Below are 26,982 nucleotides of genomic sequence, written 5' to 3' on the forward strand. Positions count from 1 at the left end.
GATGAAGGTCGCCGACAGAAAGGCATCCCCCGGCGACGAGATCGCCGATGCGGTCGGCAGCAGTGTCTTCAGGTTTGCTGACCCATGCAGCCCTGTGAAGGCGGCAGTCCGGCTTCTGCTGCGGCGGCGCCGTTCTTGGCGCGCGGCGGATTCTGGTAAACGGCTTGGCAAGGTCCGCCATGCACTATATCGAGAACAGAGCGATCCGGAATTGGATATTGTAATGTGGAAACCTCTCACACCCAGGCACGCTATCGATACCATGGCTATGGTGGTGACGTTTGGGGAACCGCTCAGCAGTCTGGTTTTTCGCAGAATCATCCGCGAACTTGAGCCAACGACGTTCTCCAAGGGCCTCAATAATCGCCAGCCCATGCAGACTGTGTCAATGAATTTCAGTCCGACGGGTCCACAGATCAAGCCTTCGGTTGCACCCGGCATGCAATTTCAAAAGCTCTCATTGGTCCGCGTCAATGAGGAGATGGTCGCGAATAAAGTGGTTGAAGAGTTAATTTTCGATCCGACGCACATTCTATATCGCAATATGAATTATTCGAGATGGGAAAATGTGTCTGGCACATATTGGGATATGTGCTCGGATGCCCTAAGAGCGATCATAGAAAATGTCCCGATCATTACTATCCGCCTTGAATATCTAGATCGTTTCGTTTTCGAAGGTGATTTGGCTAAAGCCACAGCTCGGGGACTGATCAAAGAAGGCTCCAGTCTTGTCGCCCCGCATATTTTTGATCTGACGGAACTCTGGCACTCACATACCGGGAAACTGGAAAAAACTGATGGCGAGAACCTCAGGCTGTACCAAGTCAACGTTGATATGGTAGATATGGCCAATGCTGACTCTAGCGCAACGCGCTCGATCCAAATCATTAGCGCTGTGGAAGAACGATATGCGGGGAGCGGTATGGAAGGCGGAACCACAAACAGTTTGCGTGTGATATTTGACGACCTACATGAACGAGTGAAAGAGTTGTTCAAAAGTATCGTTGATGCAAAATTGCTCGCGGCAGTAGGGTTAAAAAATGGCTGATCGAACTTCCTTCGCTAAAACCTATATCAGCGTAAGCAATTTCATGAAGTCCACCGCCTTGGTCGCCGGCGAGATCGCTTGTCCGCTTCCGGCCTTGCCTCCGGCCATAGTGAGTTCTTGCCGCCAGAATGTGATGGTCCCAGCTAGTTACCCTGGAATCGTTCAACTTGAGTTGTTCCCCGCTGTTGTAGCGAGGTTGGAAGAACTGCGCGGGCTTGATGAGGACCATGATGGGGAAGGAGCACAGGCGCCGGTCCAGGAAACGCTGGATATTGCCGTTGGATTCGTGCGGGCGCTTCCGTTCTATGCGCCCACGGTGGCCGTGGGCTTATCCCGGGAAGGGTATGCCGTGGCGGAGTTCCATGACGGCGACGAATTTGGTCAGGTCATCTTCCAGCCAGATTGGTCGATCGAAGCCTACCACAATAAAAACGGCAAATCGGTACTGATCGAAGGCGGCATCGGTGAGCAGAAGACGTCCGACGAGTTTCATCGTTCATTTGGATTTCGGTTAGAGGCGTGACGCTGGATTCCTGTGTCGAATGCGCGAAGTTGCTCGATGGAACCGCTTCTGACGACAAGCAAGCCGTTCGGGTGGATGATGCATTTCCGCATTGCCAATGCGAGGCACACTCGGTCGGAGAGGGATCTCCGGGACCGGTAGATTCGAGTGAGTTCATTTATCGAATGGTCGTAAGCCCGGCCTCTGTCGACTGGAACGCCAAAAAGCTCATTGAGGACTCATTTCGGGACACAACCTTGAACGGCTTCAGTGTGTTTCGGGATATTGCCACCGATGACGACATCAACGCTATTGCAATTGATCGATTGTCTCGGAAGTCGACTGCTAAGCCAAGAACCGTACAAGCTCTGATCAGATTCAAGGTCGAAAGTGTGCGTAGCATCGAATCCGAAGATGTTGGCGGCCGCCTTTTCTGCGTTTATGATGAAACGGTTCCTAGACGTGATGAAACGCTCCCACGCGTTCCGACACATGTCACGATCCTCCAGAGGCTTCCTCCGGCCAAGGTCGAAGATCGCAAAAGGCTGATGAAGGACGGCACGCTTGCCTTATACAGGCTCGCAGAGATGGACCTCGTGAAAGTGGAGAACTTTCGAGACGGAATGTTGGTTGACCTAAACAGCCGATCACTAGGCGGTGACTTCGTTCTGCCGGATCCCGTCGCGCAAGCGTGACGTCCAGACGTTAGACTCAGCTCAGCGCAGGGCCGCCTTGAGCCGGTCGACAAGCCTGACAATCAACCTCGCCGTGCTGTCGGCCTGCCTGATTAGCGACAAGACCGCGGGCACCGCTATGCGGGAAGCGGCCTCATCTTCCATCTCGCCGGCAAGCATTCCCTTCAAGATTTTGGCCCTAGCTTTGGCCTCGATTAATTGCCGCACGAGCCCGGCATCGTTGGCTGAAACCGCATCGTTTTCACCGAAAAACTGCCGAATAGCTTCATGATACAGCTTCTTTTCGGCGCCGGTTAGGCCCTTCGCGGCGTCTTGGATTGCCGGTGATTTCAGGGTTTCGGACATGTCGGGAAGCCTTTGCAAATACGTTGTGGCATGGCTGGCGGCAATTAAATCGGCGCATTCGCCCGGCCCCCGAACTTTAAAGTTGCGGCTGAGGCTTCGTGCGGTCCTGTGGCGCCGGTCCTGCGCCGATCCTTTGATACCCCCCGCCAGATCTCTGGTGGGTTGGCGCCGGCCGCGGCGTCACGCTGCCGGCGCCTTGCACTGCTTAGGAGGTGATGATGGCCAGCAGTGCAATTCGTCAGTTCAGTCCGGGCGCAGCCTCAGGATCGGCAACGAACCTTTCGACATCGCCCATCAGGCCCTGTTTCCAGAGCGAGAGGGCCTCGCGCTGATGGGCCATGGCGGATTCGATTTCTTCATCGGTCCCGCCATGTTCGGCCACGATCCTGGCGATCTGTTCCACGGCGTTTTCAATGTGGCGATCCGCCAGCGCCTCTGCGGCCGCGACGGCCTGTTCACCCGTCATCTTCATTGGTTAGTCCTCCTGGTTGCTGCCGGGACGCGAACGCGCTTCTCGGCCTTGGTGGCGTCGCCGACGATGGCCTCGAGCACCATCAGGCGTTGGTGCACCGGCGCTACGGCCTTCTCTATCGCCGCGCGCACGATGTCGCTGATGTCCTCGAGCAATTGCTTCTCTTCCTCATCCATGCGTCGCCTCCCTTAGCTCGACTCTTCCGTGCCCCATTCGGCACCATCGAGGACGGCAACGGCATTGGCGCGAAGGCGTTCGACACCGATCCAGCGCAGGACACGCAGTGCGGCCGCGTTGCTCTGCCAGAGCGACAGGAGGGCAGCAGCGCCGCCGCTTGGCGTGGTCGACATCTGCAAGCTTGCATCCGTAGCGATGTCGGCGACGATCTCGGACCTGTCGGCGGCGATCTGGCTGGCATCGAGGGCGACGACACGGCCGGCGGCGAGTTCCGCGACATAAGCCGGCACACCAAGCAAACGGCCGCCGGTTGGGGTCATTTCCGGGAACGCGGCGGCACCGTCATCCGTAGCCAATCCCGCCAAAGCCTTGGCCAAGTCGCCATTCATCGCGAACGCGTAGTTGCTTTCGGCATCGCCAGCGATGGCGGTGAGAATCGCCGTCAGGTCTTGGCGCGCTTCAAATGCGCGGTTGCCGATGGATGCCAGTGGAGTAAGGCCATCCAAGATGACGCCGAAGAAGGCGCGGTCGGTGGCACGCGTTGCGGCCTTGCGGAGTTCGATATCGATAAGACGCTGTCCGGCAGTCGAAACGGAATTGATAAGCTCGCGGCTCATGACGATCACCGCTTCGACACGGCGCGGTTGCATTTCACCAAGGCCGAATTGCAGCGCGCTAATCGGGGCCGGCACAAACTCGCCCACTTCCGCGCCTTCGATTCCAGCCGTGGAAATCGCGACGCTCTCGCTCATCGGGACAGGCAAAAAGGCGGGGTAAATCGAATCGAAAAAGCCACGGCCGGCGAGGCTGTCCAGGAATGCGCCAGACATGATCTTGTAGGGTTTCAAATTGCCGGCCCAGGCCGGGGCTGAGGTGGTTCCGGCGGCAACGGCGGCCTTCAGAACCGTGATCACGCGTTCATTGGCGCCGCGCGTTTCCGCGATCTGTAGGGCCTGATAGGCATCCTTCGCCGAAGCAAGGTAACGGACATAGACTGAGAAATCGGACGCGGCGCGCTGCGCTTCAAACTGGATGGTAAGGTCTTGAACACGAGTCATTTCGAGATTCCCAAATTGCGATCGGGAACCTAAGAATCTTATCCAGGAGATGAAACCGGCTTAGTGAGTTTGCGAGCCAAACCTCAGCGGCGCTGGATTTGCCATTGCTTCCCCGCCGCCTGATCACCTCCAGTAATTACCGTAAGTCCTTCGATATCCTTTTCTCGGATGCTACTAAGAAATTTTCCGATCTGTCGTGGGTTTGATACCCCACAACCAGCCAGGGCGTCTTTCAACTCGGGTGATGGATGCGCGTCGGCCAACCGCCGGATTTCTGCGGAGGTAAACCATTCGGTTTCCAGGACGGCGAAGATCGCGGCCACCAACCTCGCCGGGGCGCGCTCGGGATCCGCATTAAGCAACAGCGCCTCAAACCGCTCGAACTGAGCAGCCGACTTTGCGCGCCACGTTTTGAACTCGGCAAGGATTTCGGCGCGGTTCATATCAGCACCAATCATCAGCGATGCGGGCGAGCAGCCTGCATTTTATGTAGCGCCTCTCATCGTCGCGAAGCGGGTTATCGTATTCACCTAGCCAATGGTCATTTACCCAATGCATGACCAGCGCATTTTCGGCATGCCCGCGATTCCAGCCCTTCTCCTCCATCAAGCGTTTGATTTCCAAATCGGTGAGCGCAAGCCCGTCGATCAACCACTCCAGGCGGACATCATCGAAGTCTTCAGGCACAGGCACTGACGGTGATGACGGCTCTTCAAAATCAAAATTGGAAAGACCGCCGCTAGGCGGAACCTCTTTTTCTTCTTTCAATTGTCCTTTTTCAAGAGTCTCGTTTTCACAGGTCTCACTGTCCAAGGTAGAGGAAGCGACAACGTCTGACGTTGCCCCCTCAGTTTTGTCACTGCCCTCCCAAGTCTGTCGCTGCTCCCCCAGATTTGTCACTGCGCCGACAGACGTTGTCGCTTCAGCAGCGTCAATTTTCTGAGGGGAATCAGTCGGAAAGCACAGCGTAACAACGCGCTCAACGAGCCGAATTTTCCCATCGACCGTCTCGTAGATCGGCTTGAACCTGGTAAATCCAGCAACCTTCAAATCCTCAAAGGCACGCTGCAACGTCCGCTGATCGATCTCGAATTCGTCAGCGAGAAATTTGTCGGTGCGGTGCATGGATAACGATTTGACCATGAATTGCTCATCGAGAATGCAAGCGCCTTTCAGAGCCCGGCCGCTCAACTTGCGAACGGCGGTCCTCAGCCATTCCGACTTGACCTGGCGGCGCCCGCCAAGGTCTGGAGGCCATACAGCAGGGGTGCCCGCTACCGGGATCACTTCCCTTCCGACGCCCTTGAGCTTATCTGTGATTTGTTCTGACTTGCTTTTCGCCCGGCCGCCCTGGTCGGGCGTTTCTTTTTGCGGCGTGGTGACCAATTCGGATAACGCGGTCAACGCTTTTACTCCTTCAATTTTCCCAGCGTTTTACGAATGATGCACTCGATCAAAATGACCGCTCCGTCGACCGGTCCACCGGTGACGCCGTGCCGCCTTTTGGCGATGCGGCGGAATCCTGAAATTGTCTGTTTGATCGCGGCCTCGCGATCATAGGTTGTAGGCATCTTGGCAATGACTGCCGCTGCGGCGCGGGCGCCGGATATATTGACGATATCGATGCGCGACAGGTCCACGACTTCACCCGGCGCCGCTGGCATCGGCCTGGATGATGGCAAGCGATGGAAGGGAAGAGGCAGAACAATAGCCATCACTCATCGCCCTGCTCTGAGGCCGGATCATAGCCAGCGAGAACGGCCTTCATGATCGGCAGAGCAGCGACGATGGCGTCGAAGATCATTTGTCCCCTCTCTTGCTTTCTGACGATCTCCCAAAAGGCGGCGACGACATCCTCGCCAGTTCCCTCAAAGGCGGCCGTCACCATGATTCCAATGCCTCCTCACGGCGACGCATGGCAAGGTTGCGTTGGTGAGGCGCTGGCGAAGGAGACAGCGCGCGCTGCTGGGCATCGAAATTATCAAGGGCCTCATCCGTCCAGAGGCGGCGCCGGTTCAAAATCATGGGGGGAGGGAAGCGGAGGCTTTTGTCGCGGATCATCCTCCACAAAGTCATATCCGAGCAGCTATAGCGCTGGCAGACTTCGCGCGCGGTGCGATATTGAATTTGCATTGAGAGGCCTCACAACAGCTAACGAGGCCTAACCAAATATGCCGGGACGGGTGGTTCACTCCAGAGGGAAACTGGAACCACCAGAGAATCGAAAAACCAATTTTGGGGGAAAGCGACAGTTTTTTGTTACCCGGACGGGTACCCTGAGAAAACGTTCCGGGCTAGCAGGGTAAGGGACTTTGGGGGTAAGTCCTTGTTTTTGTTTGGTCGGAGTGGCCGGATTCGAACCGACGACCCCTTGACCCCCAGTCAAGTGCGCTACCGGGCTGCGCTACACTCCGGACCGCGCAAAGCCATATATTTTCAAGGGTTATGGTGCAAGCGCTAAAACGGCGCGTTGGACCGGAAAAATCGCGAGGCATCCGGCCTTGTCGGCGCAACGCCAAGACGGTATGGCTCGCCCAATACCGAGACGGTATGGCTCGCCCAATACCGATAAGAAGGATTGCGCGTGGCAAATTCCTGTTTTTTTCTAGCGGCCGACGCCAACTATTTCCCATATGCATGCTTGGCGGCGCGCAGAATTCTGGACGTTTCGGGAGACGCAACGCCAGGCTTCATCCTGCATTTCGGCGCACGCGATGCCGATATGCGTGTTGCTGAACGCCTGCTGAAGAATCGCCTTCGCATAATGGACGTATCGGCGTTGTTTGCGCAGGCCGGTCATACTTTCCGGCCAAGCAATGTCGGCACTTTTGTTCGGCTTTTCGCCGACCAACTGCCTCAGTTCGCGGACTATGACCGCATCGCCCATGTTGATTGTGATGTCCTCTTCAATCGGGATATAGGTGACCTGGTGGGCCAGACACTTCATGCCCCATTGTTGGCCGCCCATGACGATTATATGTACTTCCGCCCAGGCTACCGGCACAAATTGTCGATGCAGCCGGGAGCGCCTTACTTCAATGCCGGTATCATCGTCTTCAACATGCCGCTGGTGCGTGAACAGGGACTTTTGCACCGCGCCAGAGATGTCGCCGTTGCCGGGCAGATGAACGATCAGAACGCGCTGAACATCGTCTTCGAGGGCAAGTGGCAGACGATGCATCCGAACTGGAATTTGATGTCCAACGATACGAAGGAATTTCGGTTCGCCCAAGCCTATGCCCGGCATTTCGCCGGCGGCAAGCCGTGGGGGAGCCAGGTCGACGTGGAACTTGAGGCGCTTGCCGTCTGGCGCGGTCTGGCAAGGGATACGCCTTGGCTCCAGCCCTTCCGGCAGCGCATTCCCTTCGAGCGAGGCGTCATGAGGCGATTCGCTCGCAGATTCGACGGCATCATGGGGATGTTGCCTGCCAAGGATCGGTATCGGCGGCGGGCAAGGTATGATGGAAGCAAGGTGCATAGGATTTATGCCGAGCATGCCCTTGCCGGTGCGATGGCCGTGCAGTTTCCTGAAATACTCGGCGGTTTCGCTTGAGATATTCGCGACTTTGATCCGTAAGGCGCAGGGCAGGAGAATTAGACTGTGTCGCAAAAGCCATGCTTCTTTTTCGCCGCCGATCAAAGGTATTTTCCGTACACCTGCTTGGCGGCGCGCCGTGTGTTGGATTTGTCCGGCGCCGTCGACGGCTTTATTTTGCACACCGGCGTCATTCCCAGTGACGACCGGTCTGCCGGTGAGCGTTTGCTCGAGGGGAGGATCGGCATCATCGACGTAACGAAGTTCATGGAGGCGACGAACTTCAATCGTGGAACGCATCCCACGCTTGCGACCTACATCAGGCTGTTCGCCGATCAATTGCCTCAATTCGAGCCATACGACCGCATCGCCTATTCAGACGCCGATGTGCTTTTCAACCGATCGATAGCAGATCTCTGCAACACCCCGCTCAACGCTCCGCTGCTGGCCGCACACGACGAGCAGACCTATTTCGACGTAAAGTATCGACAGCATTTGCCGATGCAGCCAGGGGCGCCGAAGTTCAATGCCGGCGTGCTGGTGTTCAACATGCCGCTGGTCAGGCAGGAGGGGCTTCTGGAGAGTACCCGACATCTGGCGTCCGAGCATATCTACGGCATGGATCAAGGCGCGATGAACTTGGCCTTCGAGGGCCGGTGGCAGACGATGCACCCGTTCTGGAATGTGATGACCAACTACACCAGCCAGATCCCTTTCAACCGCTGCTACGCCCGCCACTTCGCCTGGGGCAAGCCCTGGGACCGTCCGCCGATCGGTGTCGAGGTCGACGCCATGGCGATCTATCGCGATCTGGCGAGAGGCACGCCCTGGGCCGGCCGTTTCAGCCGCAACTGGCCGATGAAGAGAGGCCTGTTGAAGAACCTCGGCCGCAAGTTCGATGCTGTCAGCGGGATCTTGTTGAACGACGAGAAGCGCAAGAGACGGGCGAGGTTCGATGCCGAAAAGGTCAGCGCCGTTTTTGCCGACCATGCGGATCGTCTGATGATGGCCGTGCAATACCCCGAACGGGTGGCCGGCATCGCGAGATAAAACGAAATCTGCTACCGCAATTGGGTGCGGGTCACCTGGACTCGGCGGTTTTTCTATTGGTTCGGATTGCCGCTGGCCACCGCCCGCAACCCGCGCTGATGCCTGTATTCCAGCGCGATCGCGCCCCAGATCAGGCCGAGCAGCAGGTAGACATGGCGCCAGTGGTCGATGTCGATGAAGGTGCCGAGCCCGATATTGCCGATGAAAGCGACGTAGGCGCAGAGCAGATAGGGCTGCCATGGCCGGTCGCGCAAAAGGATGCGGAAGCCGGCGGCGATCGTCCACAGCGTCAGCGACAGGAACGAGACGAAGCCGAGCCAGCCATAATCCATCAACGTCTTCAGCCAGATGTCGTGCGTGTCTTCGCCAAAAATGGTGCCGAACACCAGCGGGCCGATGCCGAGCGGATATTCGAGCGCCATCTCGAAGCCGATCGTGTAGCGGGCGAAGCGGCCAAGGCGCGCCGTGTCGTAGCTCTGTTCCAGCTGGGCGCGGCTGGAAAACATCTCGCCGACGCCGGGCAGCTGCAGAATGACGATCATGGCGACCACCAGCAGGGTGACGGCGGCAATGGTCATGATGATGACGCGCAGCCGGAACTTGCCGCTGTTGCTTTGCAGGAACAGGGCGCCGGTGAGCAGGATGGCCGAGACGGCGAACATGCCCCAGGCGCCGCGCGAGAACGAAAAGAAGATGCCCGCGGTGATGATCAGCAGCGGCACCGCCAGAAGCGGCATGCGCGCGATTGAGCCGGTCAACAGCAGATAGAGCAGATAGATGCCGGGCAGCACCAGGAACGGCCCGAACACGTTCGGATCCTGGAAGGCGCCCTGGGCGCGGTCGTATCTGGTGAAGATTTCAGCGCCCGGGAAAGCGTGGAAATAGCCGGCAATGCCGAGCAGCGAGGTCACCACCGCGGAGACGACATAGGCGATGAAGATCAGCCGGTAGAGGCCGGGCTGCACCGCCGTCACCGACGAGAAGAACACCGCGGTGAACGCGAGAAACAGCGAGACGGCGAGATAGAGCGGTGTGTTGGCGAGATCGGCCATCTGCGTCATGGCAATCATGCCGCCGATGTTCATCGTGATCAGCAGCACGAGCAGCGGCACGGCGGCGCGCGATATGCGCAGGCCAAACAGCACCCACACCCCGATCAGCCCGAGCATGAAAAGATCGTAGGGCGCCGGTTCGTCGATGACGAAGCCTGACAGGAAGACGCCGAAAAACACCGCGCCGGAGGATATCAGCCCGATCAGCTTGGCATTGACCGCAGCCTGCGGCACATCATGGGAAATCGCGCTCAATAGGCGTTTTCCGTGTTGAGCAGCCGCAGCGGCGTCATGAGCAGGATGCGCAGATCGAACAGCATCGACCAGTTCTCGATGTAATAGAGGTCGTATTCCGTGCGCATGCGGATCTTCTCATTGGTGTCCATCTCGCCGCGCCAGCCATTGATCTGCGCCCAGCCGGTAACGCCGGGCTTGACCTTGTGGCGGGCGAAATAGCCGTCGACCACCTCATTGTAGAGAAGGTTGTGCGACTGCGCGGCAATCGCATGCGGGCGCGGACCGACCAGTGACAGCGTGCCGAACAGCGAGTTGAAGAACTGCGGCAGCTCGTCGATCGAGCTCTTGCGGATGAAGCGGCCGACGCGGGTGACGCGCGGATCGTTCTTGGTCACCGTCTGCTTGGCGGTCGGGTCGGAGCGGTCGGTATACATGGAGCGGAATTTGTAGACTTCGACGATCTCATTGTTGAAGCCGTGCCGCTTCTGCTTGAACAGCACCGGACCCTTGCTGTCGAGCTTGATGGCGATGGCAGTCGCCAGCATCACCGGTGAAAACAGGATGATGCCGATCAGCGAGAAGACGATGTCGAAGGCGCGCTTGGCGACCGAATCCCAGTCGTTGATCGGCCTGTCGAAGATGTCGAGCATCGGCACCGAGCCGATGTAGGAATAGGCGCGCGGGCGAAACTGCAGCGCGTTGGAATGCGCCGAGAGCCGGATGTCGACCGGCAGCACCCACAGCTTCTTCAGCAGTTGCAGCACGCGCGTTTCGGCAGTCAGCGGCAGCGACACGATCAGCATGTCGATGCGCGCGATGCGGGCGAATTCCATCAGCTCCGAAATGGTGCCGAGCTTGGGATAGCCGGCCACGATCGGCGGCGAGCGCTTGTCGCCGCGGTCATCGAAGATGCCGCAGATACGGATGTCGTTGTCTGGCTGCTTCTCGACCGAGCGGATCAGCATCTCGGCCGCCTTGCCGCCGCCGACGATGACGGCGCGGCGTTCCATGCGGCCGTTGCGCGCCCAGCGCCGGATCAGCTTCGACATCACCAGCCTGAGGCCGAACAGCAGAAGCAGGCCGACGACAAACCAGGTGCCGAACAGCAGACGCGAATAATCCTCCGACATTTTCATGATGAAGGCCGTCAGCGCCATCAGCGCGAAGGTGCCGGCCCAGACCATCAGCACGCGGCCGAGATTGGAGATCGGTCGCATCAAGGCGGAGATCTGGTAGCAATCGCTGACGTCGAGCAGCACCACGGCCACGAATGACGCCGAGGCAATGGTCAGCGGATATTGCCAGGCGAGATAGTTGAAGAAGCCGACAAAGTGGAAGTAGAGCGCGAGCCCCGACAGGAACAGCAAGCCGAATTCGCCTATGCGCAATACGCCGCTGACCATGACCGGCGACATCGTATCGCGCCGGTATTGCGAGGCGACCTGGCGGGCAACACTGTTCATGCCGCCGGGCGTGGGGCTCTCGGCAGGACTGTCGAATTTGCGCACCGCATCGGCCGAAAAGCGGCGCGTGGGGTCGGTCTCGTTCATCGGGTTTCCCACAAGCTTCCGCGATGACGATAGCAGAAAGAGAGCTAAAAAAACCTTGAGACAACTTGTGGTTTTGGAGGGTCGTCTATCTGTTAAGCGCGGCGAAATAGGCCTTTTCGATTTCGGCGGCCATCACATCGGCGCCGAATCGCGCCTTGAGGCTGGCCGTATCGGGCATGACGCGCCGGTAGGCGTCGAGATCGCGCAGCGCTTCACCCACCTTGTCGCCGAGTTGGCGCGGATCGGGACGGATCAGGGCAGGGGATCCCTCACCGAAGATTTCGGGAATGCCGCCGACGGCCGTGGCGATCATCGGCCTGCCGGCCGCCAGCGTCTCCAGAACGATATAGGGCATGGCTTCCGCGCGGGAGGGGACGACGACCAGATCGGCCAGCGAAAATGCCTCCCTGGCTGGCATAGGCGGCAAGAAGCGGACCTGTTTTTCGAGGCCCAGCCGTTTCACCTGCGCATGGTAGCGCGGCAGGTCGTCGCCATCGCCGACCATGACCGCGGTCAAGCGGCGCTCAAGCTGGGACCCGGCCAGCACCAGCGCCTCGATGAAAATGTCAGGCCCTTTGAGGTCGCGCATCATGCCGATGTAGAGCAGGTCGGCTGCGTCGGGCTGTGCGACCACCGGTTCGAACTCGGCGGCGCGCAGGCCGTTATAGACCAGCGTGTTCGGGATAGGCGGTTCGCCGACCTTCTTGCGATAGGTGCGCCGCTCATAGTCGGAGACGAACAGCAGGCAGTCGGTGAAGCGCGCCATGAAGCGCTCGAGCGCGAAGAACAGCTTCCCGGTCGTCGTCGTTTCGTCATAGTGGAGGGAGCCGCCATGCGGCGAATAGAGGCGGGCTACGCGAGACCTAGATACCCGCAACAATGAGCCGAACAGACGGGCATAGGCGCCACCTTTGGCGCCGTGCCCGTGCAACACGTCCGGCCGCAATTCCTTGATGATTCGATAGGTACGCCAGGCCGAGGCGAAGTCGCCCGGCCCGACATGGCGCTGCATCGGCGTGCGATGGATGCCGAGCGCCAGGCTGTCCTTCATCTGGTCGAACAGGCGTTCCTCGTATTCGCCGCCGGTGGTCGAATCGCAGACGATGCCGACAACATGTCCGGCGGCGAGCTGGGCCTCCGTCAGGTCGCGCACATGCCGGAAGATCCCGCCGACGGGTGAGCGAAAGCAGTGGACGATCCTGAGCTGGTCCGCCACGTTGATGTCAGAACAGGCGTTCGCGAACGTAGACCGTGTCGCCCGGCAGCAGCGGATCGGAGGTAACCACCCGGCCTGTCATCACCTTGCCGTTGATGTCGCGGGTGATGTCGACGCTTTCCTGGTTGGCGCGCGGCGAGAAACCTCCGGCAATCGCGATGGCCTTCTGCACGGTGAGGCCCGGCACGTAGGAATACTGGCCGGCGGCGCCCACTTCGCCCATGACGAAGATCGGCCGGTAGCGATCGATCTCGACCGACACGTCGGGGTCGCGCAGATAGCCTTGGCGCAGTTTGTCGGCGAGCGCTTTTTCCAGCTGCTGGGCCGTGTGGCCGCGCGCCGGCACCGCGCCGACCAGCGGGAAGGACATGTAGCCGGACTGATCGACACTGTAGGTGTTGGTCAGACCGTCCTGTTCGAACACGGTGACGCGGACACGGTCGCCGGCGCCGAGCCGATAGGGCTGGTCGAGTACCTCGTGGAAGGCCGCCGGCGTCGGCCGGTAGCTGGAGCAGCCGGCGAGCATCGACACGGCCAGCAGAGCGCGAAACAGACCAGCAGCGCTTTTCATGATCGGACACACACCTTCGTCGCTATGGCCGCCAGGACACGGCGGCAAACCTTAAGGATCTGGGTTCGTTATCATCCTGTTAGGGTTAATGGCCGGTAAAGGGACGCGGCCGATTTGGCGGCAATCGACAAAAAGCCGTATAGTTTTGCTGGCTTTGTTTACCGGATGTCAGCAAACCCTAACAGCTGCTTACCGCGATCTTAACGGCTGAGTTACCATAGTTGTTTACGCTACCATCTAGCCTCATGTCCGGAGCAGGAATGCATGTCCGACCAGTCCGCGGCCGCAGATGTCGATGTCGACCTGAGACAGCTCTTCGCCAGCCTGGCGCGGAACTGGCTGCGCATTCTTGTGATCACGCTTCTCGTCACTGGTCTCGCCTTCGCGTTCGCGTGGCTTGCCACGCCACATTATAAGGCCACGACGCAGCTGAAAATCCAGTTGAGCGAATCGGCCTATACGCGGCCTGCCGGCACCAATGAAGACGACAAACCTGTGCTCGATGCGGAAGGTGTAGCAACCGAGGTTCAGGTCATTTCCTCGTCCAACATTCTCAAGCAGGTGGCTGCCGACCTTAAGCTGGGCGACAAGCCCGAGTTCAACTATGCGCTCGGCATGTCGCCGGTCACCCGGCTCCTGGTCATTGCCGGGCTGAAGAGCGATCCGGAAGAAATTCCGCTCGAAGAGCGCGTGCTGACGAAGATGCGCGACAAGCTCAATGTTTATGGCGTGGAAAAGACCCGCGTCATCGCCGTCGAATTTTCCTCTGAAGATCCCCAGCTTGCCGCTGACATTCCGAACGCCATCGCCAAGGCCTACCTGGCCTATCAGGCGGACGCCAAGACCAAGTCGAACGCCGCCGCGACCGCCTTCCTCGGGCCGGAAATCGACGATCTGCAGAAGCAGGTCAGGGATGCAGAGGCCAAGGTCGCGGCCTTCCGTTCCGCCCAGTCGGACCTGTTGATGGGCGGCAACAATTCGGTGCTGGCGACACAGCAATTGTCCGAGCTATCGACCGAACTGTCGCGTGTGCGCGCCAGCCGCGCCTCGGCCGAGGCGACGGCCGAAAGGGTGCGCCAGGCTTTGCAGAATGGCGGTTCGCTGGACGCTGTACCCGAAGTGCTGTCTTCCGATCTGATCCAGCGGCTGCGTGAGCGTCAGATCGAGCTCAGAACCAACATCGCCGATCTTTCCACCACCTTGCTCGACAACCATCCCCGCCTGCGGGCGATGAGGTCGCAGCTTGCCGATCTCGACGGCCAGATCCGCAACGAAGCGCAAAAAATCATGCGCGGGTTGCTGACGCAGGCGCAGACCGCCCAGGCGCGCGAAAACCAGCTGATATCGGACGTCAACAAGCTGAAAGCGGCGTCGTCGCGGGCCGGCGAGGAGCAGGTCCAGCTGGATGCGCTGCAGCGCGAGGCGAACGTCCGGCGCCAGCAGCTTGAATCCTATATGGCGAGCTTCCGCGAAGTGTCCTCGCGCAAGAATTACCTGCCGGTCGATGCCAGCGTGTTTTCCGAGGCGCGCGTGCCGTCGGAACCCTATTTCCCCAAGCTCGTGCCGATCGTCGGCGCCGCCTTAGTCGGCTCGCTGCTGCTGATGTCGGTCATCACGCTGCTGCAGGAGCTGTTTTCCGGCCGCGCCATGCGTCCGGCCCCAGGGGCGCGCTTCGAGCGTATCGAGCAGGTTGCGATGTCGGCAATGTCGGCGCCGGTCGTCCACCCGGAACCGGCTCCTGAGGTCGTGGAAGTGGACGATCAGCCGACGACCGTGGAGTCTGAACTGGTGCCAGAGCCCGAGCCGGCTCCTTCAGTGCTGGAAGGAGCAGCGGCTGCCGGTTCCGAACCGCAAGCCGAACCTGTCCGCTCCAGCCTTGGCGAGATCGATGTCGAGAAGGCGGCGGAAAAGCTGATCGCCAGCGGTGCTGCGCGCGCCATCTTCGTGTCGCCCGAAGGCGATGAGGCGGCTGCATCGGCAGTGCTGGTAGCGCGCGAAGTCTCCGACGCTGGCCTGCGCGTGCTGCTGCTCGATCTCACGGCGTCAGGTGCCGCCTCGCGGCCGATGCTGGACAGCGGACTTTTCCCCGGCATCACCAATCTGCTGGCTTCGGAAGCGCAGTTCAGCGACGTCATCCACGCCGACCTCTATTCGGACTGCCATGTCGTTCCCGTCGGCACCGCCGATCCGGTTCGCGCCATGCGCGCCGCCGACCGGCTGCCGATCATCATGCAGTCGCTGACCACCGCCTATGATCTGGTCATCGTCGAATGCGGACCGGCCGATGCGCAAGGCATCAGCCGACTGGTCGGCGACAGCACCGAGGTCTTCATGTCCATGCTGCAGGCGGACGATGAGGTGGCGCAGGCCGCCGTCGAGCTGATCGAAAGCGGCTATCCCGACCTCACTCTGGTGACGCCGATCGGCCACGAGACGCCGGGTAACCCCGTGCCGGGACGACGTAGCGCCGCCTGAGACATCAGACAATTCGACTTAGGCGGCGCTACTACGGATCGGCTCGTCCATCGCCCGCCGGCTCCCGAAAAACCAAGCCTGTCAGTCGGCGCCGGGATCTACCCCAACTCCAGGGTCGTCACGCCAAATATTCGGCGCGAGTCGACCTTCGGAGGCGGGCCCTTGTACATGCGCGTGGTGGTGAAGGTCGGCCTGAAACCAATTGCTGAAAGCGCCGTGGTGAAATCGAAATTTTCGGCAGGAACGTCGATATGCAGGTCGCCACCTTCGCATGCGGCAGCCAGACTGCCCATGAGCTGCATCGCCGTCTCGGTGTCGTCGGCAAACAGCGGGCCGATCTTGTAACCCGAACGGCAGGGACGAGCCACGGCGTAGCCTATGGTGCCGAGTGAACTGATCGCGGCGAACCCGCAATGCGGCGGCTGCGCCCAGCGGTGCAGGAAGGCTCGTCGAGGCGCGGGGAAACAGCGGGCGTCATAGACGATGATGTCGGGCACGAGTTGCGTGGTTATCATGCGCACCCCTTCGCTTCGGACGGGCGGGGTCGCGATACGGCCGCTGAAGCGGATGGTTTCGTACGCCGAGCTGAATCCCGTGCGGCGATAATTCGCCAGCTGCGCGGCGACCCCGTCGAGGCCGACCGTTCGGCCGGCCAGCCTGGCCATGCCCGCATTCCAGACTGCTTTGCCATGGCCTTTGCCGCGCATGTCTGGTCGGCAGATGTAGAGACCGATGAAACCGAAGTTGCCGCCATAGGCGACAGCCGAGATGGCGGCGGTCATCTCGTTGTCGACAAAAGCGCCGATGAACCCTTCAGGATCGGTTGGCCGGAACGCCGCGGCATCGTCAAGGCCAGGGTTCCAGCCTTCAGCCGCCGCCCAGTCGATGAGAACGGTCAGTTCCGGCGGAGACAATGCGCGGACGGTAGGCTTCATAGCGTTCACTCCGCGGCGACCACCCCCGGCGAGAAGGATTTCAGCACGCCGCGATAGGGCTTGGCCAGCGGACTGGCATAGGAGCCGCGCTTCGAGGTCGACAGGCCCAATGCGATCAGCGCCTCGGCCTGTTTGAGGGCGGCGCCGACGCCGTCGATGACGGGCAGGTCGAACTCTTGCTGCAACCGGTGTGCCAGGTCGGCCATGCCGGCGCAGCCGAGCACGATGGCCTCGGCGCGGTCTTCCGCTATGGCGCGGGCGATCTCGGCGCGCAGTTTCTCGACAGCGCCGGAAGCAGCGTCTTCAAGCGAGAGTACGGGAATGTCGGCGGCGCGCACGCGGGCACGCCCGGCCATGCCATAGCGCTGCACCAGCCCCTCGACAGGGACACGCGAGCGTTCGGTGGTCGTCACCACTGTGAAGCGCTGGGCAATGTAGGAGGCGACACTGAGTGCGGCCTCGCAGATGCCGATGACCGGAATGGAGGCCATGGCGCGTGCCGCATCCAGGCCGGTATCGTCGAAGCAGGCGATGATGGCGGCCTGAGCCCCGGCACGTTCGCCGGCGGCGATCTCCATCAAAAGGCCGGGCACGGCCAATGCCTCGTCATAATAGCCCTCGATCGAGGCCGGGCCCATCGAGGAGGTGACCGCGATCACCTCGGTCCCGGCGCCGGCAACGCCGCGCGCCGCCGCCGCGATCGTCTCGGTCATGCTCGCCGTCGTGTTGGGGTTCACCACCAGTATCTGCACAATCAAACCCTGGCCCGCCTGCGGCCAACATAGAGGATGGCGCCCAGTGTGGCCAGGATCACCAGGAAGGAGAACACGGTGGTCACCGTGCCCAGCGCGTAGAGCACCGGCGTCGTGACATTGGTGGTCATGCCGTAGATCTCGAGCGGCAGCGTGTTGAAGGTGCCCGACGTCATCAGCGTGCGGGCGAACTCGTCATAGGACAGCGTGAAGCCGAACAGGCCGACGCCGATCAGGCTCGGCGCGATCATCGGCAGCACGACATGGGCGAAGGTCTGCCAGGAGTTGGCGCCCAGGTCACGCGCGGCTTCCTCATAGGCGGGCGAGAAGCGGTTGAAGACGGCGAACATGATGAGCACGCCGAAGGGCAAGGTCCAGGTCAGGTGCGCGCCGAAGGCCGATGTGTACCAGGCTGGGCGGAAGCCGACCTGCTGGAAGACGACGCCGATGCCGAGCGAAATGATGATCGAGGGTACTACGAGGCTGGCGACCGCCAGGTAGAACAAAGCGGTGGCGCCACGAAATTTTTGCCGGAAAGCGAGCCCTGCCAGCAGCGACACGACGACGGTGACGATCATCACCATAAGGCCGAGCACGAGCGAGCGCTTGAAGCTGCCGCCGAAATCGCCGACCGCCTGGCGCTCGAACAGATTGGCGAACCAGTGCAGCGACACGCCATTGAGCGGGAAGGTGAGGCCGCCGGTCTCGCCTTGGAAAGAAAGGATCAGGATCGCCGACAGCGGGCCGTAGAGGAACAGCACGAACAGAGTGAAGAAGACCGCAAGCACATAGAATTCTAGGGTGCGTTTTTCGTGGCTCACCTCAAAGCTCCTTGCGGATGTCGACGATGCGCAGGATGCCCGCGACCATCAACAGTACCAACACCAGCAACACTACGGCATTGGCGGCGGCTGCGGGATACTGCAGCAGCGACATCTGGTTCTTCATCATCAGTGCGACCGACGCGCTCTGGCCGCCCGACATCACCTGCACAGTGGAGAAATCGGCCATCACCAGCGTGACGACGAAGATGGTGCCGATCGCCATGCCGGGCTTGGCCAGCGGGATGACGACGTTCCACAAGACCTGCCAGCCGGACGCGCCGGCATCGCGCGCGGCCTCGACCAGCGAGCGGTCGATGCGCATCAACGTGTTGAAGATCGGCGTTACCATGAACAGCGTGTAGAGATGCACCATGGCCAGCACCACGGCGAATTCCGAATAGAGCAGCCATTCGATGGGTTTTGGCACCAGCCCCAATTGCACCAGCGTCGAGTTGATCAACCCGTTGCGGCCAAGCACCGGGATCCACGAGATCATGCGGATGATGTTGGAGGTCAGGAACGGCACCGTGCAGACAAGGAACAGCACCATCTGCATGGCGGTGGTGCGGATATGGAAGGCGAGGAAATAGGCGACCCAGAAGCCGATGAACAAGGTCAGAGCCCAGACGATGGCAGCGAATTTGATGGTGTTGAGATAGGTCTTCCAGGTGACCCATGATCCCAGCACGTCGGAATAGTTCGTCGTCAGGAAATCCGGATACATGGCGGCGAAGTCGTAGTCCCAGAAGGAGACGACGACGATCATGATGATTGGCAAGAGCAGGAACGCACCGAGGATGACCGCCAGCGGCGCCGATTGCAAATAGGGCGTGACGGCGCCAAGGGAGACGCGGCGGCGTCTGGCGGGCTTGGCTGCTGCGATGGCGGGGCGTTCGAGCGCGACTGTCATTGGGAAAATCCTCCGCGTGATCGCGATGACTTGCGATCCTTCGCGCCCCCCTCTGTCCTGCCGGACATCTCCCCCACGAGCGGGGAGATCGAACTCTCATAACGGCCTTCGCCAAACTCCAACGTTGCTAACGAAGAGCCGGCCATGACGCTGCCAATCTCCCCCCAAGTGGGGGAGATGTCCGGCAGGACAGAGGGGGGCGCGAAGGATCGCAACATCACAGTGAACGCGTCCGCTCTACGCCGCGATGAACTCGTTCCAGCGCTTCACCATGTAGCGGTCCTCGTCCATGACCGAGTTCCAGCAGGCGACCTTGCCCATGCGCTCTTCGAACGAGCCGCCGTCGCGCACGGCGCCGGCCTTTTCCATGACGGTGCCGTCCGGCGCCTTGATCTCGCCCTTGGCCGGCTTGCCTTCGATCCAGTAGCCCCATTCGTCGTCGGACATGAACTTCTTGGCCGAGACCATATTGGCGGAATAGTAGCCCTGGCGGTTGAGATAGCCGCCGACCCAGCCCGACGTATACCAGTTGATGTATTCGTAGGCCGCGTCGAGTTCGGCGCCCTTGAGATGGGCGGCAAGGCCAAGGCCGCCGCCCCATGAGCGGTAGCCCTCCTTGAGCGGCTGGAAGCGGCAGGCGATGCCTTTGGAGCGCACGGCAGCGACGGCCGGCGACCACATCGACTGGATGACCACTTCGCCCGATGCCATCAGGTTGACGCTCTCGTCGAACGACTTCCAGAAGGCGCGGAACTGGCCGGCCTGCTTGGCCTTGATGAGGAAGTCGATCGTCTTGTCGATCTCTTCCTTGGTCATGTTGCCCTTGTCGGCATATTTGATGCTGCCTGTGGCCTCCATGATCATGGCCGCATCCATGATACCGATGGACGGGATGTTGAGGATCGCGGTCTTGCCCTTGAAGGCCGGGTCCATGATGTCGGCCCAGGTGGTGATGTCGCGGCCGACGAGGTCGGGCCGGATGCCTAGCGTATCGGCGTTGTAGATCGTCGGCACCATGGTGAACCACTTGGTCGGCGCCTTGGCGAAGGTCTTTGAGTCCTGCGCTTCGACATAGCCGACCGTGTGCGGCGCGGTGCCCTGGGCAATGATGCTGTCGGGCGTCAGCTTGCCGGTTTTGAACAACGGCACCAGCTCGTCGTAGTATTTCAGCTTACTGACATCCATCGGCTGCAGCACGCCGCTCGGGAACACCTTCTTGCAGATCCAGTATTCGATGTCGGCGATGTCATAGCTGTCGGGCTGGGTCACGGCGCGCTGGGCGGCCGCGTCCGAATCGGTCGCCGTCATTTCCAGCGTTATGCCGAGGTCGGCCTTGCACTTGTCGGCGATCGCGTTCAGGTTCGACACGCCGGTGCCGAACTGGCGCAGCGTGATGTTGGACTGCGCCCAGATGGTCGGGAAGCCTGTAATGGCGCCCGAGCCTGCGGCGAGGCCGACGGCGGCCGCACCTGTCTTGAGCAACGAACGGCGCGAAATTCCGGTCTTTGTTTCCACTGTTTTTGTCATTCCTATTCCCCTGTTTTGTTTTGCTTCGTTGAATTCATGAATGAAGGCGGCCGAGGACGATGGCGTCCTCGGAATCCCAGGCGAGCGGTACGGCGTCGCCAAGGGCGACGGGTTTGGCGAAGAAGTCGGAATCGTCGATGATGACCGTGAAATCGTCGATGCCGCCGCCGGTGACCGACAGCTTCACCGTGGCGCCGCGATATTCGATGTTGGAGACGATGCCGGTGAAGCCGAGGCCGGGAGAGGGTGCTTCGCCGATGCGCACATGGTCGGTGCGGATGGCGATGTCGATCGGCGTGCCCACCTCCTGGCCCGCCTCCCGGCCTTGCCCGCGGGCGGCGAGCGAGGCGCCACCATTGACGTCGAAGACGACCATGCCGTCGCGCGCGCCGGTGACCCGGCCGGAGATGACATTGTGGTCGCCCATGAAGCGCGCGACGAAGGCGGTGGCCGGCCTTTCGAACACATCTCGTGGCGGTGCCGCCTGTTCGATGCGGCCGTCATTCATCACCACGATCAGGTCCGCCAAGGCCATGGCCTCCTCCTGACTGTGGGTGACGTGGACAAAGGTGATGCCGAGCGAGGTCTGCAATTTCTTCAGCTCGGCGCGCATGCGTATCTTCAGGAACGGGTCGAGTGCCGACAGCGGCTCGTCGAGCAGCAGCGCCTCGGGATCGGTGATCAGAGCGCGGGCGAGTGCAACACGCTGCTGCTGGCCACCGGAAAGCTGCGCCGGCCGGCGCGTCGCATAGGCCTCCATCTGCATCAGCTTGAGCATGTCGAGCGCCTTGGCACGGCGCTGCTCCTTGTCGACGCCCTTCATCTTCAGGCTGAAGGCGACATTGTCGACAAGGTCGAGATGCGGAAACAGCGCATAGGACTGGAACATCATCGCCGTGCCACGCTTTGCCGGCGGCAGGTCGGTGACGACAATGTTGCCGAGGCGGACATCGCCCGACGAAATGCTTTCGTGGCCGGCGATCATGCGCAGCGTCGAGGTCTTGCCGCAGCCGGAGGGGCCAAGCAAGCAGCAATAGGTGCCTGCCGGTATTTTCAGGCTGATGGCCTCGACGGCAGTCGTCGTTCCGTACACTTTCGAAACGGACACGATGTCGATCTCGGCGGCTTTGGACATTCAGGCTTCCCCGTTTGGTCGCATTACCCAATGCATTATGCGTGCCAATCGGCGGCAACCGGTCCAAGCGTTTGAATCGACAGAAAAATCGGGGTTCTTGCCCACTGCCTAGCCGGTAGGCTATCTTGTGCATTGCACAAATTATGGGCGATTGTGCGCGATCTGCACAAGAATCGTATGCAATCTTTTTTGGCTTCGTGTCCACTTGCCTCTCGTGCGCAGGCGACGAGTTGCGCTAGAAGAGGCTGGGAACCATCATCGCCATGAACATTGCCGATCAGATCCATTCCGCCGACAGCGCCAACCAGGATCGCGCCCAGGCGATTCGCGACAATCTGCGGGACGCCATCGTCGACCGTCGGCTGACGCCCGGCACCAAGCTGTCGGAAGGCGAGGTCGGCACGCTGTTCGACGTCTCGCGCACCGTCGCGCGCGCGGCGCTGCAGATGCTGTCCTTCGAGGGGCTGGTGCGTACCGAGCGCAACCGTGGCGCCTTCGTCGCCAACCCTTCGCCCGAGGAAGCGCGCCAGGTGTTCGCATCGCGCCGGCTGATCGAGCCGGGCATAGCCATTGCCGCCTGTGGGCGGGTCACAGCCACCGATATCGCTGCGTTCCGCGCGCAGCTCGACGAGGAAGGCCGCTTCATCGCCGAGCGCGGCCCAACCGCGCGGCGCTCCGAAATCAAGGCGTCGGGCGATTTCCATCTGCTGCTCGCCTCCGTCGCCGGCAATGCCATCCTGCAGCGCTTCATGGAGGAGCTGGTGGCGCGTTCGTCGCTGGTGATCGCCCTTTACGGACGATCCGGCGTGTCGGCCTGCGGGCACAGTGAGCACACGGAAATGGTCGGCGCGCTGGAGAGCGGCGATTGCGGGTTGGTGAGCCGGCTGATGCTGCACCATATCGACCACATCGAGGCGGATCTCGACCTGCGGGTCAGGGCCGGCCCGGCGCTCCGCGAAGCGCTGAATTTCTGAACGCTAGTTTTCGTCGTCCGTGGGAGCGGGCGCTGCCTGTCCGGCGGCCTTGCGGCGCAGCATCTTGGTCAGCTTCCAGACCGTCGGGTTGTTCTTGATGAAGGCTTTCGCCCGTGCGCCCTGCCGCAGCGCCGACGCCAGGGCGCGTCCCTTCAGCGTCAGGGGCGCCAGCACCTCGAAATGCTGGGTCTCGATATCGCACCAGAGCCGCTTGTAGGGCTCGTCGCCGACCGAGAAATCATAGACATCGAAGCCTGTTTGGCAGGCTTCCTCGATGATGTCGAAGAAAAGGAAATCGCCGGGGCTGGTGTGGCCGAGATCGTCCTCGGCGATGGCGCCGAATTCGCAGATCAGGCGTTTGCCCGAGCGGCTCGAGCCGGTGATTGCACGCAGCTTGCCGGCCACTTCGAGCCCATGCAGCACAAAGGCCGGTTTCTCCTCGGCCAGCGCGCCGGCGAAGAGGGCACGGAAGAAAGCCCGCACCTCCGGCTCGCCGAAGACATTGGCGATGCCCATCTTGGCGAAGCGGAACTCCTTCATCTCGAAGAAAGCGTCGAGCAGCCGGTTCACGTCTTCGGGTGTCTGCGCCTCGATGCGGCGATGAACGCCGACCGCCTCGAACTTGCGTGTCTGCGAACGGTGCTTCTTGCGCTTGCGCTTGCCGCCCACACGCGACAGCAGCACATCGAAACCACCGTCGAGATTGACGGCGAGCGACAGGTTTGGGCTCGGAAAGTTGGAGAACGCCGCCAGCGGATTGGCAACGCCATCGAGGTCGGGGAGCAGCCTTTCCAAGGCAACGAGATCGATGTCGGGGCGCGCCTTGCCGATCGCCGTCACCAGCCTGCGGATCCCCCCGGCATCGGCCTTTGCCAGCCATGCCGGATCGGCGGCGGCGAAATTGCCGTTGGCATGGCGCCCGCCCATGAAGCGGGCGACGCGGAATGGACCAGTTCGCGTGATTTCCAGTGCCAGTGCAAAGACCGGCCTGTCCTCGATTGTCAGCGTGGCGACGACCGCATCGGGATTGGCCTGCGCCGTCCAGGCATGAACCCAGGCCGCGCTTTGCGCCGGCGCAAACAGCGCCGAACGGCAGAATTCGCCGTAAGAGGCGAGCGCGGCAGCATCTGCGATCGACACCGACAGACTGGTCTGGTCGGCAGCCGGCGCACGCGCAGACGCCTTGCTTGCGGCGAGCCGATTGCCGTCAAATGACGCAGTGGCGTCAACCATACCTCAATCCTTAAGGCGTATTCGTCGCGATCAGGAGTTCGCGTCGGCGCGTTCCGTGCTTGGATCGAGCCTAGGCGCAAAAGGTGAATGAATGATCGACGGTGGTGAGGCAGTTCGGAAACTGGCGCTTAATATCGCCCGCTTTACCGGCCTTGCACCGCTGGCCAAGCCGTTCGTCGGCGGCATTGGCGCAATCCTCATGTTGCATCGGGTCACCGCCACGCCGGAGAAGCCGGACGGCGTCAACCGCCACCTCAACATCGCCCCGCGATTCCTCGACGCTCTCGTCGCCGACATGAAGGCGAGGGGCTATGCCTTCGTCACCCTCGACGAGGCGATCGAGCGCATCAAGGCCGGCGGCAAGGACGGCCAGTTCGCCACCATCACCGCCGACGACGCCTATCGCGACAACATGACCGAAGCGCTGCCAGTGCTGGAAAAGCACGACGCGCCGATCACCATCTATGTCGCGCCGGGTCTGATCGACGGCAGCGCCGATTTATGGTGGGACGTGGTCGAGGATATCGTCAACGCGCGGGAGCGTTTGACGCTGGCGACGCCGAAGGGGCCGGTGACCATCGACTGCTCGACCCACGGCAAGAAACTCCACGCCAATGCGCGTCTGCATGCCTATCTGACGCTCGAGGTGCGCGAGGAGGATCAGCGCGCTGTGCTGCGCGATCTGGCGCGCTCGAACGGCATCGACCTCGATGGCTTGCGCCCAAGCACGCTAATGACTTGGGACGATATCCGCGCCGTGGCCGGGCACAGGCTGGTGACGATCGGCGCGCATACGGTCAACCACCGCAATCTGAAGCGGCTCGACGAAGCCGATGCGCGCCATGAAATCGTCGACGTCAGGCGCCAGCTGCAGGCGCAGCTCGGCGAAGACCCCCGTCATCTCGCTTACCCCTATGGTTACGCCAGCGCTGTCGGCTGCCGCGAAGTGGGCTTTGCCCGCGACGCCGGCTACGCCTCGGCGGTGACCACTCGCCACGGCGTGCTGCACGCCGAACATGCCGGCTTCCTGCACGCGCTGCCGCGCATTTCGATCAACGGCCGCTACCAGAGTGTCGCCCATATCCGCACCATGTTGTCGGGCGTGACGACGCCGCTGGCAAATGCCGGCAAAATGGTCGTCACCATCTGACCTGGGTCGGGCGCTTCAGCCTTTCGGCGGCGGCTCCAGGATCAGCCATTTGATGATGCCCATCGCAGGCAGCACCCAGAACAGGCCGCTGAACAGGAAGAACAGGAAATGCACCAGCGGGCTGGATTGCGACAGCTGCGCGACCGCTATGATCGACGCGACCAGCGCATAGATGATGACCAGCGCCACCAGTAGGAAGGTTCCGATCAGCTTTTTCAGGCGGATGGGCATGAGCGTTCTCGTTGATCGCCTCCGCTTAGGCCCAACCGGGGGCGCGTGCAACCCGTGACTTGCGGCGCGACGGCGTGCCGCGCCGTCCGGTCTTGTCAGCCGGGTTGCGATGGTTCACCAATCCGCCACGTCAACCTGCCGGGACCAACCCATGGCCGCCATATCAGCCGCCGCGCCTTACATTGACCGCGATCGCGATCTGCAAAACCGGGCTCTGCTGCGCGGCTGGCTTTATGTCGTGCTTCTGGTGCTGTTTGCGCTGGTGCTGGTCGGCGGCGCCACCAGGCTCACCAATTCCGGCCTGTCGATCACGCAGTGGAAGCCGATCCACGGCGTGATACCGCCGCTCAACGACGCCGAGTGGCAGGAGGAGTTCCAGCTCTACCAGAAGATTCCGCAATATGCCGAGCTCAACAAGGGCATGAGCCTGGACGCCTTCAAATCGATCTTCTGGTGGGAGTGGGCGCACCGTATCCTGGCGCGCAGTGTCGGCCTGGTCTTCGGCCTGCCGCTGCTGGTCTTGTGGGCGACGCGCCGCATCGAGCGCGGCCTTGGGCCAAAGCTGGTCGGTATTCTGCTGCTTGGTGGCCTTCAAGGCGCCATCGGCTGGTGGATGGTGGCCTCCGGCCTGATCGACCGGATCTCCGTCAGCCAGTACCGCCTGGCCACGCATTTGACGCTTGCCGCCCTGATCTTCACCGCCACCATGGTGGTCGCGCGCGGGCTGGCGCCGCATTCGGAGCCTGCCGCCGACCGGCCGACACAAAGGCTGGCCGGCTTCATCGTGCTGCTGGTGCTGGTCCAGATCTATCTCGGCGGCCTGGTCGCAGGGCTCGACGCCGGCCTGAGCTACAACACCTGGCCGCTGATGGACGGCAAGATCATCCCCGGCGAGCTGCTGCTGCTCGAACCGGCCTGGCGCAATTTCTTCGAGAACCCGAAGACGGTGCAGTTCGTCCACCGGCTCGGCGCCTATACGGTCTTTGCCATCGCGCTCTGGCATATGATAGCGACGCGCCGGCGGCTGCCGGGCACGACACACGCACGCCGCGCAACGCTGCTGTTTCTGCTGGTGCTGGTGCAGGCCTCGATCGGCATCGGCACGCTGCTGATGCAGGTGCCGCTGCACATGGCGCTGACCCATCAGGCCTTCGCGCTGGTCCTGCTGGGATTTGCCGCCGCCCACTGGCGCGGCAACAAGGGCGCCTATCCACTGCCAACGCGGCCGCCCATGAACGCAGGTACATCGTCTACGGTGTCTTGGCCGTCGCAATAATCTATTTCGCGAACGAACTGCCTCGCTACGTCTAAAGCGCGAGGCTGCGCCG

At 61.3% G+C, this 26,982-nt stretch carries 29 protein-coding genes, 1 tRNA gene and 1 pseudogene; 9 read left to right on the top strand and 22 right to left on the bottom strand.

Going from position 1 to position 26,982, the window contains the following annotated elements; all coding sequences use genetic code 11:
* Nucleotide 1: 1 nt before the first annotated feature.
* From AC3CCE_RS31685 to AC3CCE_RS31695, 3 genes are read left to right on the top strand one after another with little or no spacing between them, the layout of a single operon-like run.
* Complete coding sequence (locus AC3CCE_RS31685; RefSeq protein ID WP_352625339.1) at nucleotides 2-1,048, top strand: hypothetical protein; 1,047 nt, start codon at nucleotides 2-4, stop codon at nucleotides 1,046-1,048.
* Nucleotides 1,041-1,571, top strand: a complete 531-nt coding sequence (locus AC3CCE_RS31690) for a hypothetical protein (protein ID WP_352625337.1) — start codon at nucleotides 1,041-1,043, stop codon at nucleotides 1,569-1,571. The genes AC3CCE_RS31685 and AC3CCE_RS31690 overlap by 8 nt, the downstream gene beginning before the upstream one ends.
* On the top strand, nucleotides 1,568-2,245 hold the full coding sequence (locus AC3CCE_RS31695; protein WP_352625335.1) for a hypothetical protein: 678 nt from the start codon (nucleotides 1,568-1,570) through the stop codon (nucleotides 2,243-2,245). The genes AC3CCE_RS31690 and AC3CCE_RS31695 overlap by 4 nt, the downstream gene beginning before the upstream one ends.
* 21 nt (nucleotides 2,246-2,266) lie before the next feature.
* Here AC3CCE_RS31695 and AC3CCE_RS31700 read toward each other — a convergent pair whose 3' ends face one another.
* The 10 genes from AC3CCE_RS31700 to AC3CCE_RS31745 all read right to left on the bottom strand — a co-directional run bounded on the left by AC3CCE_RS31700 (nucleotide 2,267) and on the right by AC3CCE_RS31745 (nucleotide 6,711).
* A complete protein-coding gene (locus AC3CCE_RS31700) occupies nucleotides 2,267-2,590 on the bottom strand; it encodes a hypothetical protein (RefSeq protein WP_352625334.1) in 324 nt (107 codons plus the stop codon).
* Nucleotides 2,591-2,828: 238 nt separating this feature from the next.
* Nucleotides 2,829-3,062 (bottom strand): hypothetical protein, encoded by a 234-nt coding sequence (locus AC3CCE_RS31705; RefSeq protein ID WP_352625332.1) that lies wholly within the window; start codon nucleotides 3,060-3,062, stop codon nucleotides 2,829-2,831.
* Entirely contained in the window at nucleotides 3,059-3,238 is a 180-nt protein-coding gene (locus AC3CCE_RS31710; RefSeq protein ID WP_352625330.1) for a hypothetical protein, read from the bottom strand. The genes AC3CCE_RS31705 and AC3CCE_RS31710 overlap by 4 nt, the downstream gene beginning before the upstream one ends.
* Before the next feature lie 12 nt (nucleotides 3,239-3,250).
* Complete coding sequence (locus AC3CCE_RS31715) at nucleotides 3,251-4,297, bottom strand: phage major capsid protein (RefSeq protein ID WP_352625328.1); 1,047 nt, start codon at nucleotides 4,295-4,297, stop codon at nucleotides 3,251-3,253.
* A gap of 83 nt (nucleotides 4,298-4,380) precedes the next feature.
* Nucleotides 4,381-4,740 (bottom strand): hypothetical protein, encoded by a 360-nt coding sequence (locus AC3CCE_RS31720; protein ID WP_352625326.1) that lies wholly within the window; start codon nucleotides 4,738-4,740, stop codon nucleotides 4,381-4,383.
* 1 nt (nucleotide 4,741) lies between these two features.
* On the bottom strand, nucleotides 4,742-5,701 hold the full coding sequence (locus tag AC3CCE_RS31725; protein ID WP_352625324.1) for a hypothetical protein: 960 nt from the start codon (nucleotides 5,699-5,701) through the stop codon (nucleotides 4,742-4,744).
* A gap of 5 nt (nucleotides 5,702-5,706) precedes the next feature.
* A complete protein-coding gene (locus tag AC3CCE_RS31730) occupies nucleotides 5,707-6,012 on the bottom strand; it encodes a hypothetical protein (RefSeq protein WP_352625322.1) in 306 nt (101 codons plus the stop codon).
* Complete coding sequence (locus AC3CCE_RS31735; RefSeq protein ID WP_352625320.1) at nucleotides 6,012-6,185, bottom strand: hypothetical protein; 174 nt, start codon at nucleotides 6,183-6,185, stop codon at nucleotides 6,012-6,014. Before AC3CCE_RS31735 ends, AC3CCE_RS31730 begins: the two co-directional genes overlap by 1 nt.
* Nucleotides 6,179-6,430 carry a helix-turn-helix transcriptional regulator gene (locus AC3CCE_RS31740; RefSeq protein WP_352625318.1) on the bottom strand — a complete coding sequence of 84 codons (252 nt, stop codon included), beginning with the start codon at nucleotides 6,428-6,430 and terminating at the stop codon, nucleotides 6,179-6,181. The genes AC3CCE_RS31735 and AC3CCE_RS31740 overlap by 7 nt, the downstream gene beginning before the upstream one ends.
* A 204-nt stretch (nucleotides 6,431-6,634) precedes the next feature.
* Nucleotides 6,635-6,711 (bottom strand) — tRNA-Pro (locus tag AC3CCE_RS31745).
* Between the two features lie 170 nt (nucleotides 6,712-6,881).
* On the opposite strand from AC3CCE_RS31745, the gene AC3CCE_RS31750 reads away from it, so the two are divergent.
* Together AC3CCE_RS31750 and AC3CCE_RS31755 are read left to right on the top strand one after the other, a co-directional pair.
* The gene (locus AC3CCE_RS31750) at nucleotides 6,882-7,850 is read left to right on the top strand and encodes a glycosyltransferase family 8 protein (protein ID WP_084013644.1); all 969 of its coding nucleotides are present in this window, start codon (nucleotides 6,882-6,884) and stop codon (nucleotides 7,848-7,850) included.
* 48 nt (nucleotides 7,851-7,898) lie between these two features.
* On the top strand, nucleotides 7,899-8,882 hold the full coding sequence (locus tag AC3CCE_RS31755) for a glycosyltransferase family 8 protein (RefSeq protein WP_352511353.1): 984 nt from the start codon (nucleotides 7,899-7,901) through the stop codon (nucleotides 8,880-8,882).
* A 53-nt stretch (nucleotides 8,883-8,935) separates the two neighbouring features.
* Here AC3CCE_RS31755 and AC3CCE_RS31760 read toward each other — a convergent pair whose 3' ends face one another.
* From AC3CCE_RS31760 to AC3CCE_RS31775, 4 genes are all read right to left on the bottom strand, one after another.
* Nucleotides 8,936-10,189, bottom strand: coding sequence for an O-antigen ligase family protein (locus AC3CCE_RS31760; RefSeq protein ID WP_352625316.1), 1,254 nt, complete (start codon nucleotides 10,187-10,189; stop codon nucleotides 8,936-8,938).
* Nucleotides 10,186-11,721, bottom strand: coding sequence for an undecaprenyl-phosphate glucose phosphotransferase (locus tag AC3CCE_RS31765; protein ID WP_352625314.1), 1,536 nt, complete (start codon nucleotides 11,719-11,721; stop codon nucleotides 10,186-10,188). Before AC3CCE_RS31765 ends, AC3CCE_RS31760 begins: the two co-directional genes overlap by 4 nt.
* An 85-nt stretch (nucleotides 11,722-11,806) precedes the next feature.
* Nucleotides 11,807-12,937, bottom strand: coding sequence for a glycosyltransferase (locus tag AC3CCE_RS31770; RefSeq protein ID WP_023669389.1), 1,131 nt, complete (start codon nucleotides 12,935-12,937; stop codon nucleotides 11,807-11,809).
* A 7-nt stretch (nucleotides 12,938-12,944) separates the two neighbouring features.
* Nucleotides 12,945-13,508 carry a polysaccharide biosynthesis/export family protein gene (locus AC3CCE_RS31775; RefSeq protein ID WP_023669390.1) on the bottom strand — a complete coding sequence of 188 codons (564 nt, stop codon included), beginning with the start codon at nucleotides 13,506-13,508 and terminating at the stop codon, nucleotides 12,945-12,947.
* 264 nt (nucleotides 13,509-13,772) lie between these two features.
* Between AC3CCE_RS31775 and AC3CCE_RS31780 the strand changes: the two genes are divergently transcribed.
* Nucleotides 13,773-15,983 carry a GumC family protein gene (locus tag AC3CCE_RS31780; protein ID WP_352625311.1) on the top strand — a complete coding sequence of 737 codons (2,211 nt, stop codon included), beginning with the start codon at nucleotides 13,773-13,775 and terminating at the stop codon, nucleotides 15,981-15,983.
* Nucleotides 15,984-16,081: 98 nt separating this feature from the next.
* On the opposite strand, the gene AC3CCE_RS31785 is transcribed toward AC3CCE_RS31780, so the two are convergent.
* The 6 genes and pseudogenes from AC3CCE_RS31785 to AC3CCE_RS31810 form a co-directional block, all read right to left on the bottom strand.
* Nucleotides 16,082-16,918, bottom strand: coding sequence for a GNAT family N-acetyltransferase (locus tag AC3CCE_RS31785; RefSeq protein WP_023669392.1), 837 nt, complete (start codon nucleotides 16,916-16,918; stop codon nucleotides 16,082-16,084).
* 5 nt (nucleotides 16,919-16,923) lie between these two features.
* On the bottom strand, nucleotides 16,924-17,670 hold the full coding sequence (locus AC3CCE_RS31790) for an aspartate/glutamate racemase family protein (RefSeq protein ID WP_023669393.1): 747 nt from the start codon (nucleotides 17,668-17,670) through the stop codon (nucleotides 16,924-16,926).
* A gap of 2 nt (nucleotides 17,671-17,672) precedes the next feature.
* Entirely contained in the window at nucleotides 17,673-18,491 is an 819-nt protein-coding gene (locus AC3CCE_RS31795; protein ID WP_023669394.1) for an ABC transporter permease, read from the bottom strand.
* Nucleotide 18,492: 1 nt separating this feature from the next.
* Nucleotides 18,493-19,320, bottom strand: a pseudogene (locus AC3CCE_RS31800) (ABC transporter permease); the annotation flags it as partial.
* Nucleotides 19,321-19,641: 321 nt separating this feature from the next.
* Entirely contained in the window at nucleotides 19,642-20,931 is a 1,290-nt protein-coding gene (locus tag AC3CCE_RS31805) for an ABC transporter substrate-binding protein (RefSeq protein WP_023715413.1), read from the bottom strand.
* Between the two features lie 34 nt (nucleotides 20,932-20,965).
* Nucleotides 20,966-22,066 (bottom strand): ABC transporter ATP-binding protein, encoded by a 1,101-nt coding sequence (locus tag AC3CCE_RS31810; protein ID WP_023689478.1) that lies wholly within the window; start codon nucleotides 22,064-22,066, stop codon nucleotides 20,966-20,968.
* Nucleotides 22,067-22,329: 263 nt separating this feature from the next.
* Between AC3CCE_RS31810 and AC3CCE_RS31815 the strand changes: the two genes are divergently transcribed.
* A complete protein-coding gene (locus tag AC3CCE_RS31815) occupies nucleotides 22,330-23,040 on the top strand; it encodes a GntR family transcriptional regulator (protein WP_023669398.1) in 711 nt (236 codons plus the stop codon).
* 3 nt (nucleotides 23,041-23,043) lie between these two features.
* On the opposite strand, the gene AC3CCE_RS31820 is transcribed toward AC3CCE_RS31815, so the two are convergent.
* On the bottom strand, nucleotides 23,044-24,273 hold the full coding sequence (locus tag AC3CCE_RS31820; protein WP_023682322.1) for a GNAT family N-acetyltransferase: 1,230 nt from the start codon (nucleotides 24,271-24,273) through the stop codon (nucleotides 23,044-23,046).
* Between the two features lie 91 nt (nucleotides 24,274-24,364).
* Between AC3CCE_RS31820 and AC3CCE_RS31825 the strand changes: the two genes are divergently transcribed.
* On the top strand, nucleotides 24,365-25,423 hold the full coding sequence (locus tag AC3CCE_RS31825) for a polysaccharide deacetylase family protein (RefSeq protein WP_023682321.1): 1,059 nt from the start codon (nucleotides 24,365-24,367) through the stop codon (nucleotides 25,421-25,423).
* A 15-nt stretch (nucleotides 25,424-25,438) separates the two neighbouring features.
* Here the strand turns inward: AC3CCE_RS31825 and AC3CCE_RS31830 are convergent, their stop codons facing one another.
* The gene (locus AC3CCE_RS31830) at nucleotides 25,439-25,654 is read right to left on the bottom strand and encodes a DUF2842 domain-containing protein (RefSeq protein WP_023669401.1); all 216 of its coding nucleotides are present in this window, start codon (nucleotides 25,652-25,654) and stop codon (nucleotides 25,439-25,441) included.
* Nucleotides 25,655-25,805: 151 nt separating this feature from the next.
* Here AC3CCE_RS31830 and AC3CCE_RS31835 point away from each other — a divergent pair, with 151 nt between their 5' ends.
* Nucleotides 25,806-26,930: a COX15/CtaA family protein gene (locus AC3CCE_RS31835; RefSeq protein ID WP_352625307.1), complete on the top strand. Its 1,125-nt coding sequence runs from the start codon at nucleotides 25,806-25,808 to the stop codon at nucleotides 26,928-26,930.
* The last annotated feature ends 52 nt before the right edge of the window (nucleotides 26,931-26,982 follow it).

It is taken from the genome of Mesorhizobium sp. P160187, from assembly GCF_057766425.1.